Annotated in this window: 21 protein-coding genes and 1 tRNA gene; 10 read left to right on the top strand and 12 right to left on the bottom strand. The window is 52.3% G+C overall.

Annotated features, from left to right (window positions below):
- Positions 1 to 76: 76 nt before the first annotated feature.
- Complete coding sequence (locus tag E3E33_RS05530) at positions 77 to 1525, top strand: DUF2139 domain-containing protein (protein ID WP_167710922.1); 1449 nt, start codon at positions 77 to 79, stop codon at positions 1523 to 1525.
- Between the two features lie 14 nt (positions 1526 to 1539).
- Here the strand turns inward: E3E33_RS05530 and E3E33_RS05525 are convergent, their stop codons facing one another.
- Positions 1540 to 1845, bottom strand: coding sequence for a DUF3213 domain-containing protein (locus E3E33_RS05525; RefSeq protein ID WP_012572483.1), 306 nt, complete (start codon positions 1843 to 1845; stop codon positions 1540 to 1542).
- A 10-nt stretch (positions 1846 to 1855) separates the two neighbouring features.
- Positions 1856 to 3628, bottom strand: a complete 1773-nt coding sequence (tes, locus tag E3E33_RS05520) for a tetraether lipid synthase Tes (RefSeq protein ID WP_167710921.1) — start codon at positions 3626 to 3628, stop codon at positions 1856 to 1858.
- 161 nt (positions 3629 to 3789) lie between these two features.
- Between tes and E3E33_RS05515 the strand changes: the two genes are divergently transcribed.
- From E3E33_RS05515 to E3E33_RS05495, 5 genes are all read left to right on the top strand, one after another.
- Entirely contained in the window at positions 3790 to 4149 is a 360-nt protein-coding gene (locus tag E3E33_RS05515) for a hypothetical protein (protein ID WP_012572481.1), read from the top strand.
- A gap of 9 nt (positions 4150 to 4158) precedes the next feature.
- Positions 4159 to 4746 carry a type-4 uracil-DNA glycosylase gene (gene udg, locus E3E33_RS05510; protein ID WP_012572480.1) on the top strand — a complete coding sequence of 196 codons (588 nt, stop codon included), beginning with the start codon at positions 4159 to 4161 and terminating at the stop codon, positions 4744 to 4746.
- 309 nt (positions 4747 to 5055) lie between these two features.
- Entirely contained in the window at positions 5056 to 6714 is a 1659-nt protein-coding gene (locus tag E3E33_RS05505; RefSeq protein ID WP_012572479.1) for a Na+/H+ antiporter NhaC family protein, read from the top strand.
- A gap of 74 nt (positions 6715 to 6788) precedes the next feature.
- Entirely contained in the window at positions 6789 to 7691 is a 903-nt protein-coding gene (locus tag E3E33_RS05500) for a pantoate kinase (protein WP_167710967.1), read from the top strand.
- A 49-nt stretch (positions 7692 to 7740) separates the two neighbouring features.
- Positions 7741 to 9420 (top strand): ATP-dependent DNA ligase, encoded by a 1680-nt coding sequence (locus E3E33_RS05495; protein ID WP_167710966.1) that lies wholly within the window; start codon positions 7741 to 7743, stop codon positions 9418 to 9420.
- Here E3E33_RS05495 and E3E33_RS05490 read toward each other — a convergent pair.
- Positions 9410 to 9973, bottom strand: a complete 564-nt coding sequence (locus tag E3E33_RS05490; protein ID WP_240912028.1) for a hypothetical protein — start codon at positions 9971 to 9973, stop codon at positions 9410 to 9412. The genes E3E33_RS05495 and E3E33_RS05490 overlap by 11 nt on opposite strands.
- Before the next feature lie 250 nt (positions 9974 to 10223).
- Here E3E33_RS05490 and pyrE point away from each other — a divergent pair, with 250 nt between their 5' ends.
- Positions 10224 to 10781: an orotate phosphoribosyltransferase gene (pyrE, locus tag E3E33_RS05485; protein ID WP_167710920.1), complete on the top strand. Its 558-nt coding sequence runs from the start codon at positions 10224 to 10226 to the stop codon at positions 10779 to 10781.
- Here pyrE and E3E33_RS05480 read toward each other — a convergent pair.
- Positions 10731 to 11555 carry a MinD/ParA family protein gene (locus E3E33_RS05480; protein WP_167710919.1) on the bottom strand — a complete coding sequence of 275 codons (825 nt, stop codon included), beginning with the start codon at positions 11553 to 11555 and terminating at the stop codon, positions 10731 to 10733. The two genes, pyrE and E3E33_RS05480, sit on opposite strands and share 51 nt — an antisense overlap.
- Before the next feature lie 48 nt (positions 11556 to 11603).
- Positions 11604 to 11819, bottom strand: a complete 216-nt coding sequence (locus tag E3E33_RS05475; protein ID WP_167710965.1) for a helix-turn-helix transcriptional regulator — start codon at positions 11817 to 11819, stop codon at positions 11604 to 11606.
- Between the two features lie 107 nt (positions 11820 to 11926).
- Here E3E33_RS05475 and rlmD point away from each other — a divergent pair, with 107 nt between their 5' ends.
- Both rlmD and lrpA read left to right on the top strand, forming a co-directional pair.
- Positions 11927 to 13186, top strand: coding sequence for a 23S rRNA (uracil(1939)-C(5))-methyltransferase RlmD (gene rlmD / locus E3E33_RS05470; RefSeq protein WP_167710918.1), 1260 nt, complete (start codon positions 11927 to 11929; stop codon positions 13184 to 13186).
- Positions 13187 to 13249: 63 nt separating this feature from the next.
- Positions 13250 to 13675 (top strand): HTH-type transcriptional regulator LrpA, encoded by a 426-nt coding sequence (gene lrpA / locus E3E33_RS05465; RefSeq protein WP_012572472.1) that lies wholly within the window; start codon positions 13250 to 13252, stop codon positions 13673 to 13675.
- A gap of 536 nt (positions 13676 to 14211) precedes the next feature.
- On the opposite strand, the gene E3E33_RS05460 is transcribed toward lrpA, so the two are convergent.
- Both E3E33_RS05460 and E3E33_RS05455 read right to left on the bottom strand, forming a co-directional pair.
- Positions 14212 to 14289: transfer RNA gene (locus tag E3E33_RS05460), tRNA-Gly, on the bottom strand.
- A gap of 10 nt (positions 14290 to 14299) precedes the next feature.
- Entirely contained in the window at positions 14300 to 14935 is a 636-nt protein-coding gene (locus tag E3E33_RS05455) for a class I SAM-dependent methyltransferase (protein ID WP_167710917.1), read from the bottom strand.
- Positions 14936 to 15035: 100 nt separating this feature from the next.
- Here E3E33_RS05455 and E3E33_RS05450 point away from each other — a divergent pair, with 100 nt between their 5' ends.
- Positions 15036 to 15671 carry a hypothetical protein gene (locus tag E3E33_RS05450; RefSeq protein ID WP_167710964.1) on the top strand — a complete coding sequence of 212 codons (636 nt, stop codon included), beginning with the start codon at positions 15036 to 15038 and terminating at the stop codon, positions 15669 to 15671.
- Here E3E33_RS05450 and E3E33_RS05445 read toward each other — a convergent pair.
- The 5 genes from E3E33_RS05445 to arcC form a co-directional block, all read right to left on the bottom strand.
- Entirely contained in the window at positions 15668 to 15967 is a 300-nt protein-coding gene (locus tag E3E33_RS05445) for a DUF2103 domain-containing protein (RefSeq protein WP_167710916.1), read from the bottom strand. The two genes, E3E33_RS05450 and E3E33_RS05445, sit on opposite strands and share 4 nt — an antisense overlap.
- Before the next feature lie 32 nt (positions 15968 to 15999).
- A complete protein-coding gene (gene arcS, locus E3E33_RS05440; protein ID WP_167710915.1) occupies positions 16000 to 17706 on the bottom strand; it encodes an archaeosine synthase subunit alpha in 1707 nt (568 codons plus the stop codon).
- Positions 17707 to 17715: 9 nt separating this feature from the next.
- Entirely contained in the window at positions 17716 to 18618 is a 903-nt protein-coding gene (locus tag E3E33_RS05435; protein ID WP_167710914.1) for a coiled-coil protein, read from the bottom strand.
- A gap of 147 nt (positions 18619 to 18765) precedes the next feature.
- Positions 18766 to 19608, bottom strand: a complete 843-nt coding sequence (locus E3E33_RS05430; RefSeq protein WP_167710913.1) for an ATP-dependent Clp protease proteolytic subunit — start codon at positions 19606 to 19608, stop codon at positions 18766 to 18768.
- 47 nt (positions 19609 to 19655) lie between these two features.
- Positions 19656 to 20603, bottom strand: a complete 948-nt coding sequence (gene arcC, locus E3E33_RS05425) for a carbamate kinase (RefSeq protein WP_167710912.1) — start codon at positions 20601 to 20603, stop codon at positions 19656 to 19658.
- Between the last annotated feature and the right edge of the window lie 38 nt (positions 20604 to 20641).

Below are 20641 nucleotides of genomic sequence, written 5' to 3'. Positions count from 1 at the left end.
TCCCCTACGGCGCGGGGGTATAAAAGTCTCCCGAAAGTTCAATAAGAGGGAAGCTATATTCAATCCCGGTGATATTATGGAGCTGAAGAACTACCGCTTTCCCCCGCGTTACGGCCCCGAATGGGGCAGTGGTGGAATATTTGGCCTTAAATATTACAACGGCGTGCTCTACTACACCTTGGCCTTCGAGGCCGAGGCTCACTTCGTGAGGGACGGCGAGGAAAAAACCTACGACTTTACCCTAGTCGGGGAAGGCCCCACGAGCGGAGGGGATACCTACAACGCCGTAACGGGAGTCGATGAGTTCATCTACTTCGGCGGCTGGGTTCACGCTCCGGCCGTTTACAAGAACCGTACCATAAGCTTCGTCAACAAATACTCCCACGTCCACGTTTACGATACGGAAAACGACTCTATACGACTCCTCTGGAAGGATTCAATCCACCATGAGACCGACTGGGCCGGGGAGATAAGCGATATCATCTACGACTCATACGGCGATAGACTTCTGCTCGCGAGGGAGGACGGTCACGCCAACCTCGGCGTTTACTCCCTGGATAGGAGAACCGGCAGGGCGGAAGAACTGATAGGTGATCCTTCGCCGAAGGGAACCCTCGTCCATGATGTGGCGTTCTTTGGAATCGGCAACAACTTCACGGAGGGGCTGAGGGAGTTAAGGGCTCTTGATTTGATAACCGGGAAATGGAATACCTTCAGGCCTGGAAGCAGCGTCGACGGGAGGCCCTATATAAAGGCAGAGCTTGGAGCCATGGCTTCCGCTTACAACAGGGCCTTCGCCTTTGTTCGTGGGGGTCTCTTTGCCGGCAACCCGCTCATGGGAGAGGACTTCACCTTCTTCAGGCTCTTTGACTTCTGCACCTTCTACGCGCCCTTCAGGGTGAACGCGATAAACGTGGGCGGTGGAATACTGACTGCTTTCAACGCCTATCACGACGCGGCTTATCTGCCATCTGACGAGTTCAACTGGGTCACCACCAACACGGTGGCCGGCCCCAGCGTCCTGGTTTACATAGCCCCGCCGATGGTAAAAATCGTTGGGGCCTTCGGGGCACGGATAACGAGCATCGAGAAGATGGATGGAAAAATACTCCTTGGTACCAACACCGCGCCCAATACCGGGGCAACCGAGGCCACCCCATTTGACACGGGGAACAGGGACATAGTCGTGCTCGACGAGAAGATTCTCCAGGACAGGCCCCCGGCGGTGAGCTTCTCCATACCCCTCGCCCTTCCGAGCATGGCAAGGAACTTCGGCGCAGGAACTTTTGGAGGAATTCCGCTTGATGGCTACACTGAGCCGAGGGCAGTCTTCTACGCCAGCTCTGACAACAAGCTCACCGTTTACGAGTACGACCTCTCGCTCCCCCCATCTGGGGCTTACGCAGAGACCTTCGAGCTGAGACGCGGAAAGAACGTCTTGGACTTAAGCTCCTTCAGCGGGATAGTGTCCTTTGAGCTTGAAAAAGAGGACATGAAGGGAAAAGTGAGAATAGAGCTCCGCTGATTTCTTTTATCCTCTCAGGACTCCATCCTGCCGAGTATATTGCCCCAGGAGTGGCTGGACTCCAGGAGCTCCGCAACCGTTAGGTGTTCCTCCCTGACGACTTCTGGCTCGAGCTCCTTGAGCTTTTCAAGGAGTTTCTCCCTGCTCAGCTTCTCCTCGTCGAAGACTACAAAGCCGTTCTTGGCGTAGCCGTTAATGAACGCTCTCCACACACCCGCGTTTTTCAGGAGTTCATACTGCTTGACCACTGCCATCTCCCAGTCTATGTTGCCGAATTTGAAGCTGAGCTTGGTGAGCCTCTTTTCCCCGTTCACGGTCATTCCTATCACCTCAGGCCTTGGTGTTCACCCCGAAGTAGTCCTCTATCTCGAGGTAGGTCTTCCTGTAGAGCTCGCTGTTCTTCATCTTTTCGACGAACTCTTTGGTTCTAACGTACTTGTCCTTCCTGTAGTCCCAGTCCGGGTGCAGAGTCTTCCACTCCTCCCAGGTGTAGCTGAACTGTGCCTGCACCTTGTCCCTGTAGAGTTCCGGAATCACGTTGAATGTACAGAACGGCACTATCCTTCCGTCGGGCATGGCGTAGTGGATGACACAGCGCTCAACCCTCTCAACGTCGTAGTTGTACTCGTCCATGAAATGCATCATTCCGAGGAAGAGCGCGTTTTTGTGGAACTTGCCCAGGGCGTCGTAGTTGCCGTGCATGAAGGCGTTCTTTATGAGGTCGAGGACGTCGAGTCCCTCTGGCGCGTACTTCTCATCGTAGAAGCTCTTGAACTTGATGAATATCTCAGCTCCGAGCTTGAGCTTCTGGAGCTTTCCAAGATGCTTCCAGTTCTCTATCTCCTCAGTCTTGGTCTCGAGGTACTCAACGAAGCCCTCAACGTCGAGGAACCTGCTTATCGGCACCACCCTCTTCTTTTTCCTATCGAGGAAGATGTAGGTTGCCGCTCCGCAGCAGTAGTGGCTCGTCATGTAGTACTTGCTTCCCGTGAAGGCTTCAAAGAACCTTGCTATGTGACCGGCAATTGGTATTGGGTACCAGTCCTCCATGGCTATTGTGCCGTTGGTCTGCTCCTCTATGCGCTTTATTGCCCCTGGGATGGTTATCCTGAAGCGCTGGCGCTCCTTCTTGGGAACCCTTCCAACGAGGGAAATTGGCTGGAAGTTGACGCCGCGGACGATATCGAGATGGTTGAGGCCGAAGTTGATTATGGTACCGAGTTCGTGGTCGTTGACGTTCCTTATGGTGGTCGGGACGAGGACTATTCCCGGTCCGCCGGCCTTCCTAACGTTTTCAAAGATGAGCGGGATCTCCCAGTGATTCTTCCAGTTGGTCTGGGGCGTCATTCCATCGTAGCTCAGGTAGAGTGTGTTGACTCCAGCTTCTCTGATCTTCTTGACGAGTTCTGGCTCAAATGCGAGCTTGATTCCATCGGTGTTGAGCTGGACGTGGTCGTAGCCCTCTTCCTTGGCTATCCTGATGATCTCGATGAGGTCGTTCCTTAACGTTGGCTCTCCGCCCGTGAGCTGAACGGCGTTGGCCCCGATGGGATGCTCCTTCTTCGCATTGCGGAGCATCATGCGGATCTGCTCAAGTGTCGGTTCGTAGATGGGCTGGCCTTCCTTGGCATAGAAGAAGCAGTACCAGCACGATAAATTACATCTGTTTGTCAGGACTATGTTCAACAGGCTAGTGTGGGAGCGGTGCCTAGCGCAGAGTCCACAATCGAAGGGACAGTTGACACCTGAATTCTCAACGTTGAAACTCATGAGATTGAAATCGTACCTCCACTTCTGGAAGCGATAGTACTGCTCAACGCTCTCATAATAAACATCGGTGATCAGGCCCTCGGGACAGCGCTTTGTTATCCAAACCTTTCCATCCTTCTCCCAGATCAAAGCGGGAACAACCTTCCTCGTCTCGGGACAGAGGGAGTACGTCTTGTGCGGCAGCGGCCCACCGTAGGCCCTGCTCGCATTCTTCAACATATCCTCAAACTCCTCAGGGGTTATCTCTGGAAACTCCAGTACGTCCCTGACCCTCTTCGTGAGTTGCTCGAACTCTTTTTCGCCGCTGGGTACTTCATCAATGCTCTCGGCCATATGTGTTCACCTCTTCAACTCCAACTTCTAGTCATTTCTCCAATCCGCAGGTATAAAAACTTTTGCGTAAATATGCAGATTTTCCTTCATAGGTATGGCATGTGTCTGGGCAGCAGGCGAAGGCGTTAAAAGCCAAGGCTCAAACTTAATGCGGTGGTAGAATGCCGGCGAGAGAGATGAGGATGGAGATGTTCCTCCGCGCGCTCCTCAAGAGGGACTTCACCAAGGCCAGGGCTCACCTTGAGAAGCTCCAGAAGATGGCCGGGAGCGACGAGTGGGGAAGGGGTTATGGCAAGGCCATAAACGGTTTCATGAGCGCCATAAAAGACAACGACCCTGATGCACTGATAGTCCAACTTATAAGAGACCATGACCGGGAGAAGGCCGAGAAACTGCTCGAGCACTTTGAGGGAATCCTTGAGCACGAGTTCCGCGACGAGTATGAGAAGGGCTACTACACTGCCTGGGTCGAGTTCCTCAAGGCTTATCTAGCCCAGAAGACGCTCGCACTGAAGCGTTGAGGTGTTTTCATGGGTAAGGAAGAGCTGATGAATAAGCTCGAGGAGAAAATAAAATCCTGTCGGAAGTGTCCCCTTGGCGAGCTCAGAACTAACGCCGTACCCGGTTCGGGAAGCTATAACGCCAAGGTCATGTTCGTCGGTGAGGCACCTGGCTACTGGGAGGATCAGAAGGGGCTTCCTTTTGTTGGGAGGGCAGGAAAGGTTCTCGACGAACTCCTGGCTGAAATAGGCCTGGACAGGGATGAGGTTTACATCACGAACATAGTCAAATGCCGTCCGCCTGACAACCGCGACCCTACGGAGGATGAAATAAAGGCCTGCTCACCATACCTCGACAGGCAGATAGACATCATAAGGCCGAAGGTCATCGTTCCACTTGGGAGGCACTCGATGCGTTACATACTCGAGAAGTTCGGCTTCGAGGTCGAACCCATAAGTAAAATCCACGGAAAGGCCTTCGAAGCCCACACGCTGTTTGGAAAAATCGTCATAATGCCAATGTACCATCCGGCCGTGGCTCTTTACCGCCCAGCGCTGAAGGAAGAGCTTAGAAAGGATTTCCAAAAGCTGAGGGAGCTGACTGGAGAATCTTTGTGAAAATTTCTTAACTTCTCAATTACTCTTCCGAGTGACTTCTCCTTTCTGCCTTCTTTTAAGGTTTAGTTGTGCTTTTCTGAAGCTTTTTCTGGGAAAGGTTTTTATGGTATTAATGAGCATTAATGTACTTGAAAGTCTTCATTAATGCAGAAATTCATAAAATTTGCCCTGAATGCAGTAACTAGGCCTTTAATGGATGGAATCGTTCCAGAAAATTTTTCGAGAATAAGGCAATACGACAAAGGATATACAGAAAGCTTTATATTCTCTCCGTGTTCCTTTGCATGAAACACCTCAGGAGGTGAAAATGTGTCGGACTTTGGTGTGTTGGCATTGCTGCCCCCATTGGTTGCCATTATCTTAGCCATCTGGACAAAGAGGGTCATCCTGGCGCTGTTTGCGGGCGTCTGGATTGGTGGAGTGATGGTCGCCGGCGGTAATCCGGTAGTCGGGACCACCCAGACGCTGGAGTGGATTGTCAGTAGCGTTACAAGCGACTGGAACGCCAGGATACTCATATTTAACTTCCTGATAGGTGCGGGTGTCGGACTTATCTACAAGTCCGGAGCAGTCCACGCGCTGGCGGCTTCCCTGGTAAGGAGGGTCAAAAGCAGCAGAGGAGCCTCGATCCTCGGATGGATCCTCGGTATACTGGTGTTCTTCGATGACTACACCAACACCATAGTCGTCGGAAACACCATGAGGCCCATCACCGACAGGATGAGGGTTTCCAGGGAGATGCTCGCTTACATAGACGACTCTACCGCGGCACCCGTGGCTGGTCTTGCGCTCGTCTCAACGTGGATAGGCTATGAACTTCTCATGATAGGCAAGGGCTTTGATAACGCCAACATCGTTTACGGAACTTATGACGCCTGGCTGTCTAGCGTGCCCTATAGGTTCTATTCGATACTGGCAATAATACTCGTTTTCATCGTTGCATACACCCACAGGCACTACGGCCCCATGCTGAAGGCGGAATATCGCGCTAGGACTGAGGGCAAAGTCCTCCGCGACGGTGCGAAGCCCCTCATGACCACCGAGGTTGACCTAGGCACGCCCAATGAGGGCGGAAGTCTCTGGGACTTCGTTATTCCGCTCCTTGTCCTCGTTGGCGTCTCCATGCTTGGCCTCTGGTACACCGGAGCGGCCAACCTTGAGGCATATAGTCAGGATCTCGGCTGGTGGACCGAGTTGGAGAACCCGTTCGGTGTCAACTTCCTCAACTACAGCTTCATTGAGTCCTTCCGTGAGGCCGACGCTGCCACCGCGCTTCTCTGGGGCTCCTTCGCAATGGTCGTCGTTGCCAGCATAATGCTTTTGGGCAGGAGGAAAATGACGGTGGAGGAGTGGGAAGACACAGTAGTCAGGGGAATGAAGCAGATGCTCTTCGCCAACACCATCCTTGTCCTTGCTTGGAGCCTCGGAACCGCTGCTGAAAGCGTCGGAACCGGCGACTACGTCATCAGCCTTGCGACCAGCTCTGGAGCGAACCTCGGACCATGGATGCCGCTGATAATGTTCCTCTCGGCGATGTTCGTTGCCTTCACCACGGGAACCAGCTGGGGAACTTTCGCCATAATGGTTCCGCTTGGAGTCCAGCTCAGCCTGGCCTTCACCAACGGTCAGGTTAATGAGATAGTCTTCGCCACCATCGGAGCCACGTTTACCGGAAGCATCTTCGGCGACCACTGCTCACCCATCAGTGATACCACCATCATGAGCTCCATGTTCAGTGGTTCTGACCACATAGACCACGTCACAACCCAAATACCCTATGCCTTCACGGTTGCGACAATTGGCAGCGTGCTGTACCTCCTGTTCGCCCTGGGAGTCACGAGCTGGGTGATACTCCTGCCGCTGGGTATAGCCCTCCTCGTCGGTGCGTGGTACGTCCTCAGCGAGTGGTACGGCAAGAAGTACGGCATACCGCACGGCAAAGTGCCCATCTACGTGGCTGAAGAGTGATTTCCTCTTTTTCCATCCCTTTCCTTCACCAATTTTAAAAACATGAGAGAGCACTCTTCTTGGAGGTGATGGTGATGCTGATTAGAGCTTTCGTTCCCGCCCACATCACAGCCTTTTTCGTCCCGCGCTTTCACGATGATCCGCTCAAAGCAGGCTCTCTGGGGGCCGGTGTGAACCTCTCTAAGGGTACGAACGTCTTTCTCAGTGTTGAAACCGGAACGCTGGAGAGGCACATTCACGTGGCCTTCAACGGCGAGCCTGTGAAGAAGGACGAGGCCGTGATAAGCCACTCCGTCGCTGAAGAGCTCGTTCCAATGGATTTCACAGGTGAGGTTGAGATATGGCAGTACTTCGACTTTCCCAACGGCTACGGCTTTGGCAACAGTGCCGGCGGGGCCCTGGGCACGGCTCTGGCTCTGAGCTACTCCTTCGGTGGGACGTGGCTCAGGGCTGCGCAGACGGCGCACAGACACGAGGTGATCAACAAGGGTGGCCTGGGTGATGTCATTGCACAGCTCGCCGGTGGGATAGAGATTCGGGTTAAGGCAGGAGGTCCGGGAATAGGTCTGGTCGATAACCTGTTCTTCGAGGACTATAAGGTTCTCGTTGTTCCACTCGGGAGGCTCTCTACCAAGGAGGTTCTCGACGGGGACGTCATCAAAGCCATAGAAGCCGAGGGTTCTAAGGCCCTGGAGAAGCTTCTGGCAGAGCCTAAACCCGAGCGCATGATGATCCTCGCAAGGGAGTTCGCCGAAAGGACCGGTTTGCTGGACGGCGAGCTCCTTGAACTAGCCAGAGAGCTGGACAAAGTGATCTCAAACCCAAGCTCGATGATAATGCTCGGTAGGGGCCTCTTTGCCCTCCTTAAACCGGAAGAAGTTGAAAAAGCTCGGGATATCCTCGCTGACCTGGAAGTTCCGTTCGACGTCGTCGATGTTTTCACGGGCAAGCCCGAGGTTGGCAGGTGGGTAGGATAGTCTTTTATCCCCTTACTTCCTATTCTTCTTGGTGGTGAGCATGGGAGACATGAAATACGCTGAACTCTCTGACCTTTACCGCAGGCTCGAGAAGACTACCCTCAAAACGCTCAAGACTAAGTTCGTGGCCGACTTTCTGAAGAAAACTCCAGATGAGCTGCTTGAGGTGGTTCCCTATCTGATTCTTGGTAAGGTCTTCCCCGATTGGGATGAGAGGGAGCTTGGTGTTGGTGAGAAGCTCCTCATAAAGGCCGTATCTATGGCAACCGGTGTTCAGGAGAGGGAAATAGAGAACTCAGTCAAGGACACGGGAGATCTGGGCGAGAGCGTTGCCTTGGCATTAAAGAAAAAGAAGCAGAAGAGCTTCTTCAGCCAGCCGCTCACGATAAAGCGCGTTTATCAGACTTTCATTAAGATAGCCGAAGCGAGTGGCGAGGGAAGCCAGGACAGGAAGCTGAAGTACCTCGCAAACATCTTCATGGACGCCCAGCCGGAAGAGGGTAAATACATAGCAAGAACCGTTCTCGGCATGATGAGAACGGGCGTTGCCGAGGGCATACTTCGCGATGCCATAGCCGAGGCCTTCAAAGTCAAAGCCGAGCTCGTTGAGCGTGCCTACATGCTCACGAGCGACTTCGGCTACGTTGCAAAGGTGGCGAAGCTCGAAGGCAACGATGGCCTAGGGAAGGTTCACATTCAGATTGGGAAGCCGATAAGGCCGATGCTCGCCCAGAACGCGGCGAGCGTCAAGGAGGCCCTCCTCGAGATGGGCGCCGAGGCGGCATTCGAGATAAAGTACGATGGAGCGAGAGTTCAGGTTCACAAGGACGGCGACAGGGTTGTAATCTACTCCAGGCGGCTGGAGAACGTCACGCGCTCTATCCCCGAGGTCGTTGATGCCATAAAGGCGAGCATAAAGTCCGAAAAAGCGATAGTTGAGGGTGAGCTTGTCGCTGTGGGTGAAGGTGGAAGGCCAAGACCCTTCCAGTATGTCCTCAGGCGCTTCAGGAGGAAATACAACATCGAGGAGATGATAGAGAAGATCCCGCTGGAGCTCAACCTTTTCGACGTCCTCTACGTCGATGGAGAGCCCCTGATCGACACCCCCTTCTGCGAGAGGAGAGTTAAGCTTGAAGAAATCGTCGAGGAGGGCGAAAAGCTCAAGCTTGCCCAGCAACTGGTCACGAAGAAGGTCGAGGAGGCCGAGGAGTTCTACAAGAAGGCCCTTGAACTTGGCCACGAGGGTCTCATGGCGAAGAGACTCGATTCCGTCTACGAGCCCGGAAACAGGGGCAAGAAGTGGCTCAAGATAAAGCCCACCATGGAAGATCTCGACCTTGTCATAATTGGGGCGGAGTGGGGCGAGGGAAGGAGGGCACACCTGCTCGGCTCCTTCCTGGTTGCGGCCTATGACCCGCACAGCGGTGAGTTTGTGCCGGTCGGGAAGGTTGGCAGCGGCTTCACCGATGAAGACCTCGTTGAGTTCACCAAGATGCTCAAGCCCCTCATCATCGGTGGTGAGGGCAAATTCGTGGAGATTGAGCCGAAGGTGGTCATCCAGGTCACCTACCAGGAGATACAGAAGAGTCCGAAGTACAGGAGCGGGTTTGCGCTGAGGTTCCCGCGCTACGTGGCTCTGAGAGAGGATAAAAGTCCTGAAGAGGCCGACACGATAGAGCGCATCGCCCAGCTCTACGAGTTCCAGGAGAGGTTCAAGGCTAAAAAGTGAATTCTGAAGCTAGCTCCTCCCTTTCTTCTTCAGGGGTGAGTTTCAGCGCCAGCTCGGCCGCTCTCTTCGCCATTATGGGAGTTGCGAGCATGAAGGCTGTCGAGACCGCTCCCAGAACTGCCACCGCCCCGGCAGACAGCCCTTGGACGACGGCCAGCGGAGGCAGGTCGTAGAGCGTGTGTGCCGCCATTGAAAAGGCCAGTCCGTAGAACCTTTCCCAGCCACTTCCACCCAGCAGGAAGCCTATCGAGATCGCTGCCCAGACGGTGTGGAGTCCGATGAGAACCGCCCTAACACCGATCAGGTATACATCCTCCTCAAGTACGATTATCCCAGCGGTGTAGAGAATGCCCTCCATAAGACCGAGGAAGAGGCCAGTTCCAATCACGAGTTTCCACTTCTCCCATCCAGGGGAGTCTCTGAAGAATCCCAGCGGGAGGAGTTTGATAGTCTCCTCGACGAGGCCTGCTGTAAAAGCCAGAGCCAGCCAGCTCTCAAGGAGAAGAATGGGGAGCTCGAGGAATGATGCAAGTACCAATGCCAGAAGTCCCATTCCAAAGCTTCTGCCCCTCCACCGACTTCTGGAAGTGTCCGCCAGGCTCTCAGTGTATGTTTTATCCCCAAGGGGAGGCTGAGACCCCCAACGATGATCACGACGGCAAAGTAGTACTCAATAACCCTTTCGACGGTCAGCATAATATTTTCCTCAGCCTTTATCTCTTATTAACCTGACGCTAAGATTTTTAAGTTTCGTGTCTATTCCTCCCAGAATTTACGCGACTATTAACATTAAGGTGTCCAAAATGAAGGACGAGCTCATCGAGATGATCTTTCGGGAAGGGGCTATACTCTTCGGGCGCTTTGTTCTCACCTCCGGAAAGGAGAGCGACTACTACATCAACGTCAAAAAGCTCATCACGAATCCCCGGGCGCTGAAGCTTATTGCAAAGCTGATGAAATCAAAGGTCGAGGAACTTGGCGTCGAGTTTGATAAAGTGGCCGGCCCTGAGCTTGGGGCGGTTCCAATAGCCACTGCATTGGCTCTCGAAACGGATAAATCCCTCATCATAGTCAGGAAAAAAAAGAAGGAGTACGGAACAGGAAAGCAGATAGAAGGTGAAGTGACGCCTGGCGACAGAATACTCCTGGTCGAGGACGTCACAACCACAGGAGGTAGCGTCCTCAGGGCAGCTGAGATTCTTGAGAAAGAGGGCGCGGTGGTTGTTGCTATAAGCGTTGTTGTGGACAGGGAAGAGGGGGCCAAAGAAAAAATGACGGAGAAGTACACTTTTCTTCCGCTCGTTACGGTCTCAGAGCTTTTTGCCCGCAGGGATTCTGCCCCCTCGCAAATGAGAGAATAATGATTTGTAGAGCCTGTGGAGAGACCCTTCCTTTTTCTTTTCCCCGAATATCCATTCACCCATGATGTCGCCCGCCTCGACGATGGCTTTTGAGTGAGGTGAGTAGTCAACAACTGGTCTCCCCTCGTTGGTTGCTTCTGGAACCTGATAGTCATAGGGAACTATTCCCACAACCGGAACTCTAACACTGTACTCGATGAGGTCTACAATGTCATCGACGTTCTGCGAGGACTCCCGGACCTTGTTAAGTATGACCCCAACTTTCAGGCCGTAGGCCTCCCCGAGGGCCTTCAGTTTAACAACTTCGTTTTCTATCATTCTGTGAACCGAGTGTATCGGACAGCGCTCTATTTCTACTATGATTAGCTGGTACTGGACAAGCCTGAAGGTTGAAATAGTATCAAAGGGTATTCCGACCGGTGAATCTATGAATGTAATCTGGTATCTCGTTTGAATCTCTCTCACAATGTCCTTAAGCCTTCTCTGATCTAGGTCAAGGATGTCGTAGAGCTTTGAACTTCCTGGGAGCACATCGACACCCGTTTTGATGTCATGGTAGACTGCATCCGGGACCCTCATCTCGGGATCCTTTAGCAGGGTATGGAGGTTGTAAACCGGATTGTATATGCCGAAGTGGAATGCGAGCTTTGGAAGATAGAGGTCGCCATCTATGACCAGAGTTCTGTAGTTGTTCTTGGAGAAGTAAGTGCTCAGATTAGTTGTCATGGTGGTCTTTCCTGCCCCACCCCTACCGGTTATGACTACTGATACCACTGGCTAGGCCCCCTTAGTGTTTTATTCTAAAAAATGATTGAAAAAGCCTCAGATGTAATCCTCAATGGTCTTTGCTTTCACCATGATTGAGGCTTTATCCCGGCCGTAGAAAACCTCTACGAGACCGTCTGATTCTAATTGTTTTACAGTTTTAAGAACCGCGGGCATGGGAGTCTCGAGCTCGGCGCTCAGGCTCTGAAGGGCCACGGCCCTCTTTTTGGTGGCGAGGACTTTGTAAACAACATCCTTACGCCTGCCGAACATCAACGGCACCGTTATTTACTACTCTCTCCACCTAAATAAACCTTCCGAAACTACCTTTGACACTCGTTCAAGGGCAGATTTATAAGGCACCCTCTGAAGGAAGAATCATGAGGGGAGTCGTTGAGAGACTGGATTTGGAAGGACTGGGCATAGTCAGGCTGGATAAACGGGAAATTCACGTCCCATTTACAGTCCCTGGCGATATCGTCGAGATTAAAAGATGGCGGAGAAAGAAGAGAACGCTCATAGCAACTGAATATGAAGTAGTTGGGCCTTCTGAGATTCGAACCGAACCAAAGTGTCCATATTTTGGAACCTGCGGCGGCTGTCTCTTACAGCACCTTCCCTACGATGAGCAGCTGAAGTTCAAATCTGACAAGCTTTCGGAGATTCTTGGTTTTGATGTCGAGGTTATTCCTTCACCGAAGATATATGGCCATAGAAATCGTATTGATGTTGTCATTTCGACAAATGGGATTGGCTTCAGAAGGAGGGGCACTTGGTGGGACGTCGTGGACATCGAGGAGTGTCCCGTCTTCGGAAAAGCCAGTGGAAAGGTTCTCCGTTCGCTCAGGGAGTTTATAGAGGATCACAAGCCGAGCCTCTATGAGATAGGCAAAAACAGGGGCTTTTTGAGGTATGTAGTCATTCGTGAGGGCAAGTTCACGGATGAACTGATGGTGAACCTTGTAACTGCCGAGGGGGAACTTCCCGAGGAGTTCCCGGACTACTTCGACTACGCTGACTCTATCTACTGGAGCGTGAACAGGACACCAAGCGATGTCTCCTATGGTGATGTGGAAAGGGTTTGGAAGAAAGAGTTCATACGCGAGAGGCTCGATGACGTTGCTTACCTTATCCACCCCAACAGCTTTTTCCAGACTAACAGCTACCAAGCGGTTAACTTAGTCAGGGAAGTTTCCAGACTCGTGGAGGGTGAAAAAGTTCTCGATCTGTATTCTGGCGTCGGAACCTTCGGCGTTTACCTTGCGAAGAGGGGCTTTACCGTTGAGGGCATCGAGATTAACCCCTTCGCGGTTGAGATGGCCAACAGAAATGCCGAACTAAACGGGATTGATGCAGTCTTTTCGGTTGGAGAGGACAAAGACGTCAAGAACTTGGCGAAATACGACACGATAATCCTCGATCCGCCGAGAGCGGGCTTGCATCCAAAGTTGGTCAAGAAAATCTTAAAAGATGAACCGCAGACCATCGTTTACGTCTCCTGCAACCCAAAGACCCTTAAACTGAACTTGAACGAGCTATCTGGAAAGTACTCTGTGGAAGAGGCAGTTGGTCTCGACATGTTCCCTCACACTCCCCACATCGAAGTGGTTGTCAAACTTAAACACAAGGTTTGGCTTTAGAACCGACAAGTTCAAAAACTTAATATACTTGGTCTGCATAACATAAGATAGAGGTGATGAAAAATGCTTGATGAAAGGGACAGGATTATAATCGATATGCTCACCAGAGATGCCCGCACTCCGTTCACGGAGATAGCGAAGGTATTGGGCATCAGCGAGACGGCCGTCAGGAAAAGGGTCAAGGCTCTCGAGGAGGCTGGGGTTATACGGCAGTACACCATCGTGGTTGATCCGTCAAAGCTCGGTTACAACCTTGTCAGCCTTACTGGGGTTGACACACTCCCTGAGAAGATATTCGAGGTCGCAAACAAGCTCAAGGAGTTCGAGTTCGTGAGGAACGTCTACCTCACGAGCGGTGACCACATGATAATGGCCGAGATCTGGGCCAAGGACGGAGAGGATCTTTCAGACATAATCTCCAACAAGATAGGTAAACTTAACGGCGTCACCAAGGTTTGCCCTGCCATAATCCTCGAGAAGCTGAAGTAGAGCCTTTGAGAAAGGCTCGCGAAAATTTTCTTTCTCATTTTTGGTGTCGTAGATTTTAGAGCGTGCACTCTTAGAACTTCCTGGAAGTAGGGGTTAATTTTGAAAAATTGAAGAGTAAACCCTCTTGAAAACAAGCATTTTAGAATCGCACTCAAGTTTTCCGTCAACGCTTCGTGAGAGGCGAAGCTTCCCGATGTGTTGAGACGAAGTTTCAACATTTGAAACGAAGCAAACTTTGCTTTGCAAAGTTTAATCAAAGAAGCAACTTCCCAATTGTCAGAGAAGAGTTTGCATGTCCTTTAAAGATTGTAAGTCCAGTATGGACTTGACTCAAAACAAGCCAATAAAACGAGTCTCACTTTCTCCTAACTTCCTTTGGGCGCTAAATTTATCGTGAAACACTAAAAACTGCCTGTATAAAGACAAATCCCTTAAAACAGTTAAAAACGACATGCAAACCCCGATCAAGCTCAACGGAGATGTTGTCTCGTGCGGCGAGGAAGGCATCAACGTCGCGCAGGCGAAGTTTGTGAGAATGGTGCGGTGGCCGGGATTTGAACCCGGGTCACCGGCTTGGGAGGCCGGTGTCCTAGACCAGGCTAGACTACCACCGCGCGTTTAATACTAAGTTCCCCTTGGCTTAAAAGCTTTACTTTGGTTTTCTGGCTTCCTTGCAGTGATTAGTCTTACAACCCCCTGATAGTGGCTCTCCTCGTGCTCAATTTTGAAGTATTTTCTAACGAGATCGTGCGTCTCCCTTAGAGTGTTGTCTTCTATGAACCAACCAAGGAAGAGGTCCAGAGGCTTTAAAAACAGCCAGTTCAGGAGCTCACACTCGCTCTTCGTGTGTTCCAGGAATATTGCCCTGCCGCCGGGCTTTAAGACTCGGTAAATCTCTTTCATAGCCTTCTCTGGATTTGGCACAGTGCAGAAGACGAAGGATGAAATCACGGTATCGAAACTTTCGCTTGGAAACTCCAGTTTTTCAGCGTCCATAATATAAAATCGGGCGTTCAGACCGAGTTCTCTGGCCTTCTTCTCTGCTATCTTGACCATCTCAGGCACAGCATCGACTGCATGGAGCTCAACGTCTGGAGGGTAGTAGGGAAGGGTCTTGCCAACACCGACGCCTATCTCAAGAGTTCTTCCCTTAACAAAGCTTATAGCCTTTTGTCTCAGCGGACAGAAGAACCTCTCGAGAGGTTTTTCGAGGAAGTTATAGCGTTCACCAAGCTTGGCGTACTTCTCCCGAAAGCTCATGGGATTTGCTGGAGTTTTTGTGCTTAAAACCGTTGCTGGACATTCTTGCCTACAAGCAAGGCTTTTAAGAGACTCGGCCTTAGCCCCATCGGTGAGAAAAATGCCGTACCTGATCATTGAGCATCTCGAGGAGATAAGTGACTGGCTCTGGCTGGAGTACAGCCACGTTGCGGAGTGGTGGGGAGACAGGCTGATATTCACCAACGTTCGCGAGGACGAGCGCGAGAGATTGGCAAAGCTCGGGGGTGTCATCACTGAGAGCGTCACAAAGTTTCCCTTTGACCGCTCGAAAATCATCGTCCTAGATCTCCAGGCCGAGGAGGAGCTCAAGCCCGAGGACATCGACGGGGACACCATGATAGTAGTCGGTGGAATTCTCGGCGACGCTGTGCCGCGCGGCAGAACGAAGGAATTCATAACATCGCGTATGGAGGGAGTGAAGGTTCGCCACATAGGAAAGCCGCAGTACTCCATAGATGGCGCTTCGATAGTTGCCAAGCTCATAGCAGACGGTAAAAAGCTGGAGGAGATTGAGTATGAGGAGAATCCAACGATAAAGCTCGACGAATTCAGCGAGATAACGCTGCACTATGCGATACCGAAGCTGGACGGAAAGCTGCTCTTAACACCGGGTCTCATAGACATTCAGAAGAGAGATCTTGGATACATCGATGATGCTGGGGACATCAGCGACGAGGAGCTGGAGGCGTTTTTCGAGGGGAAGGTGGAGCTTTAAATCTTCTTCCATCTCTCACTCAGCTTCTCGATTTCCCTCCAGACTCTCTCCCTGTCAGCCTTGTCAACGACAAGAAAGACATCCTGAACTGAGCCATCGCTCTTCGCTATAAGCTTCAGCCCCGTCGGGGTCTCCCGCGAGACCTTTATCTCGAAGCCCCTTGAGTCGCTCGAGTAGATCCTCCCGGGAATTACCTTTTTAACTCCAGGAATGGCCGCTATCTCTTCGAGGGGCTTTTCAAGGCCTTTGAGAAAGTGGTGCTCCCTCTTGACACCACGCTTGAAGTGTCTGGGCATGTGGGGAAGATAGAAAAGAGGGTTTTTAGGGCTTACGCCCTCTTCCTTACCTTCACGGCAACTCCCTTCTTAGCTCTGATCATCTCCTCGCCACTGAGGACGGCCTTGCCGACACCGACGACTTTCTCGTCCCTGACGATACCTACTATATCATCTGGGCGGATTCTCTCATCGGCCTCGCCAACACCCACTGCGAAGACATCACCGCGAAGGTCGAAGTCTATCTTCACCCAGTAGGACTTGGTTGCATCATAAATCCTCTGCATGCCGAAGGGCGTCACGCTTATCACGCCGTCCTTGTAGGTTCCCGTCTGCTGGCCGTCGACGAAGAGGCGAAGCATCTTGGAGCCCTTAACCTGGCCTTTATCTGGCAGGACGGCCTCTCCAGCGCCAATACCAAAATAGAAGTCAAAGACCTTCCTTATGCCCTCGAAGTATCGGTATGTCCTGTCCTCCTTTGTTCCCTCAAGCTCTAACTCTCTAAGGGTTTCAGTCAGTGACCTGAGACTTTCCTTGCTCGTGGTCCCGTTCTCAACACGGGTGAAGATTATCTCCCTGCCTGTCATTTCAGCGGCCATCTTGGCTATCTCGACGTAGGCCTCGTCGAGGTGAGCTATTATCGGAACGTCCTCCGGGTACTTCTCCAGCGTCTTCGCGAGGAGCTCTGCCGCTGGTTTGATCTCTTCCTCACTCCAGTGGCCGGTGACGACTATGTCGTACTTGGCCAGCCACTCCCACTCCCTCGGGACGACGCCGAAGGGTGAGGTAAGGATAAGCTCGTGGACTTTGGCAATGCCAGAGCCGAGCGCCTCTTTCACAGCTTTGCGGTAGAGCGTGTGGGAGCGCGAGAATGAATAGGGCTTCTTGGCCGAGCAGGGGAAGAGGAGAAGTAGCTCGGTGTTTTTCGGCGGGACGAAGCGCTCAACCACCCGGGAGTGCCAGCGCTTTACCTCAGGCCTCCTTATCGAGGCGTCGCTGATGAAGTAGACCGTCTCCTTCTGGATCGGTGTGTATTTTTCGAGGTAATCGCCGTGCTCCAGATCGGCTATTCTGAGAATGCCCGCGTTGTACTGCGTCGGGAAGAAGTTCTCAACCAGATAGCGGAGCTTGCCTTCTTCGAGGGCCTTTCTGACGAGAAGGATTGTCTCACGGGCAAAGTCAAGGGAGTTCCCGCCTTCCTTCCAGATGAAGGGGCTGTACTGGGTGAAGGCCTTGCCCGCAAAGTCGTAGAGCTTGAGCGAACGGGTGTCGAAGGCGTCAACACCGAGATAAACCGCCAGTGGATAGAAGAATGGTTCCAAATCGGCGATTATCATGATGTTGGGAAACCTCTCGCGGATTTCCCTTAAAATTCTCACGAAGTAGCGGTATTCTCTGATGAGAATCTTCGAGTTGCCGAGGTAAACTGCCTCAAAGCCATAGCGCTTGATTATTTTGAAGAACTCGGGGAGGTATTCCATCCGGCGGAGTGCGGGCAGATAGAATGCGTTGAATCCTTCATAATTTATGCTCCAGAGCCTTCCTATGGCCTTCTGGATAACCTCGTCCGGCGTGTAGAAGCCGAGAGGTATTGCCGGAGCAAGGTTGAAGTCATAATCACCCGGCTCTTTGGGGTGGAAGAAGGAATTGAACGGAGAGAGGGTAAAATCTACCCCTGCCAAAGCTGGAGTTCTGAAGGAGTACTCTCCCAGCCTTACGAGGCCCAGCCTTCCAGGCCCTTCGTGCCTGAGTACCTCCATGGTCAGGCCTCAGACGAGGTTGTACCTCTGGAGGAGCAGCAGCTCGTCCAGCGTGAGCTTCTCGCCGCGCTTGAACTTCTCGAGTGCCTCAACCGCCTTCTCGAAGCTGGCGTCCTTCTTGGCGCGCATCCTGGCGACGAGTCTGTAGGCAATGAGCTCCTTGTGCTTCTCGTCGTACTCCCTTATCTTCCTCTCGATCTCGCGGAGCTCCTTCCTGACTTCCTTGATCTTTTCGCGGAGCTCGACGACCTTCTGGTGGTACTCGTCGGCCTCCTTCTTGATCTCGTCGGCCTGGTTGAAGGCCTTTATCATCTGCTCGTGGAACTGCTGGCTCTGATTGGCTAGCTTCTGGATCTCCATGCTGATGGCTCTCCTTGCCTTCTTGAGCTGGTCGACCTTCTTCCTAGTCTCGACGAGCTTGTTGTGGAACCTCCCAGCCTGCTGGATTATCTCGAGCTCGGTTGCGAGAACCTGAATCTGGTCGACGATCTGCTTCTCGCGCTCTGGGGTTATGTTCGGGTTGGTCTGGAGCTCCCATTCAAGCTTCTCTATGCGCTCCTGTATCTTCTCGGGTGGCATCTTGAGTCTTCTGAGCTGGTTGTACTCGTCCCTCTTGGTCCTGTACTCGAGTATCTCCTGGTAGAGGAGGTCGAGCTTCGCATTGATCTCCTCGCGGTTTTTCTTCAGCTCCTGAATCTGCTGGTTGATTTCATCCCTCTTGGCTTTATACTCCCTGCCTTTCTGGCGGAGCCCTTTTACCTCGTTATTCTTCTCATCTCGTTTCTGAATCCAGATTTGAAGCTCTTTTTCGAGCTCCTCAAGTTTGGCCCTTATCTCGTTTCTCTCCTTTTCCAGGGCCTCAATCTCCCTCTTGATCCTCTTAATTTCTTCTGGGTCCACTTTCACTTGCATCTCTCTTCCCCTTCCCTCTTTTTAGAACAGTCTATAAACTTACTCCAAACATCTGGTAGGTGAACGGCGAGAGTAAATAAAAACTTTTTGGCTAAAACTTTGGGGCTGGTTCAAAAAAGGAATGGAAGTAAAGGAAAAATGAAGCCTTTAGGGGTTCTCGCCCTTTTGGGTGTACGGCATAAACTCAACAGTACCCCGCTGCCTCATTGGCTGCTTATAGAGCTCCATAAGAGCATACACTTCCTCAGGGACGCCTGTCTCGACGTGGAGACCGAGTTCCTTGGCATGTTCGTATGTTATCGGATAGTCATGGGTCCACCTGCCCTCGGTCAGTATCTGGGCGAGTTCTTTAGCCTTTTCCTCTCCATAGCGGTCTTTCAAGAGGTCGAAGACGAGGTCTCTGACCTGCTTTATGGCCTTTTCAGCCACATCCGCCAGAATCAGGGTCTGATCATCCACCTTGTCGGGGCCTTTCTTCTCGACGGCTCTAACTATGCTCGGCCCTGGATACTGGCCAAGCTGTGGATCAACAGGTCCAAGAACCGCGTGCGGATCCATTATTATTTTGTCAGCCGCGAGCGCTATGAGTGTTCCTCCGCTCATAGCATAGTGGGGTACTATGACCCTTGTCTCCGCTGGATGATCCTTCAGTGCTCTGGCTATCTGGGTTGCCGCTAGCACGAGGCCTCCAGGGGTGTGGATTATCAGATCAATTGGCTTGTCCTTCGGCGCCATCCTAATGGCCCTGAGAATTTCCTCGCTGTCCTCGATGCTTATGAACTTGTAGAACGGGATTCCGAAGAGCCCAACGCTCTCCTGTCTGTGTATCATCGTTATGACCGTTGAGCCGCGTTTTCTGGAGAGCCTCTGCAGTATTCTAGCCCTTGCCATCTGTAGCCCCCTGTACTGCATCTGGGGCCAGAGGAGCAGGTAGAGAAAGAACAGCCACCACAGGAGCGAGCCGAAGAATCCAGTTGTTGCATCAGCCATGTTACCACCGAATAGAGAAGGAAGAAGAGATATTTATAGGCTTTGGTTCAGCCCTTTATGACCTGAGTCCCGGTTTTGCCTTCAAGCGCTTCCACGGCCTTATCCAGCGCGGCTATAACCGCTCTCTCGCCGCCCCACTCGACGAAGCGTATAGCGGCGAGAACCTTTGGCCCCATGCTGCCCTTCTTGAAGTGGCCCTCCTCATAGTAGCGCCTGAGCTCTTCGACGGTAACTCTTCCGAGCCACTTCTCGTCGGGCTTTCCGTAGTTTATCGCCGCACCGTTCACGTCAGTTAGAATCATGAAGATGTCGGCGTTTACCTCTTCTGCGAGCTTCTCTCCGGCAAGGTCTTTGTCTATGACGGCCTCAACTCCCTTGAGCATTCCGTCCTCCTCGACAACGGGAACGCCACCGCCGCCGCTGGCTATGACTATGAATCCCTTCTCAACTAACTCCCGAATCACAGGGGTCTCGACGTGACCTATCGGGTCCGGACTCGGCACAACGCGCCTCCAGCCCCTTCCGGAATCTTCGATGACTGTCCAGCCCTTCTCCCTGGCCAGCTTCTTTGCGGTTTCTTCGTCGTAGAACGGACCGACTGGCTTGCTCGGGTTCTGGAAAGCCGGGTCGTTTTTGTCAACGAGCGTCTGGGTGACTATGGTGGCGACGGGCCTCTCCACGCCCCTCCTCTTTAGCTCGTTTCTTATCGCCTGCTGGATCATGTATCCTATCTGGCCCTGAGTCATCGCTCCGGCAACGTCCATGGGCTGGGCTGGGATACCGTGAATCTGCTGTCCAGCATCCATATGGAGGAGAAGGGCACCAATCTGGGGGCCGTTTCCATGGGTGATTACAACCTCATAATCGCCATCGAGGATTATATCGACGATTTGCTTTGCGGTCTTCATGACGTTCGTCATCTGTTCCTCGTAAGTGCCCTTTTGACCTCGCTGAAGAATCGCGTTCCCGCCGAGAGCTATGACTACCCTCTTCATAGGCCTCACCTCCATGCATAATTTTGTCTCAAGGAATA

This window comes from Thermococcus sp. GR5 (assembly GCF_012027535.1).
Lineage (GTDB): Archaea > Methanobacteriota_B > Thermococci > Thermococcales > Thermococcaceae > Thermococcus > Thermococcus onnurineus.
The sequence above is the reverse complement of the archived record's forward strand: the minus strand, read 5'-3'. Positions and strand labels throughout refer to the sequence as shown.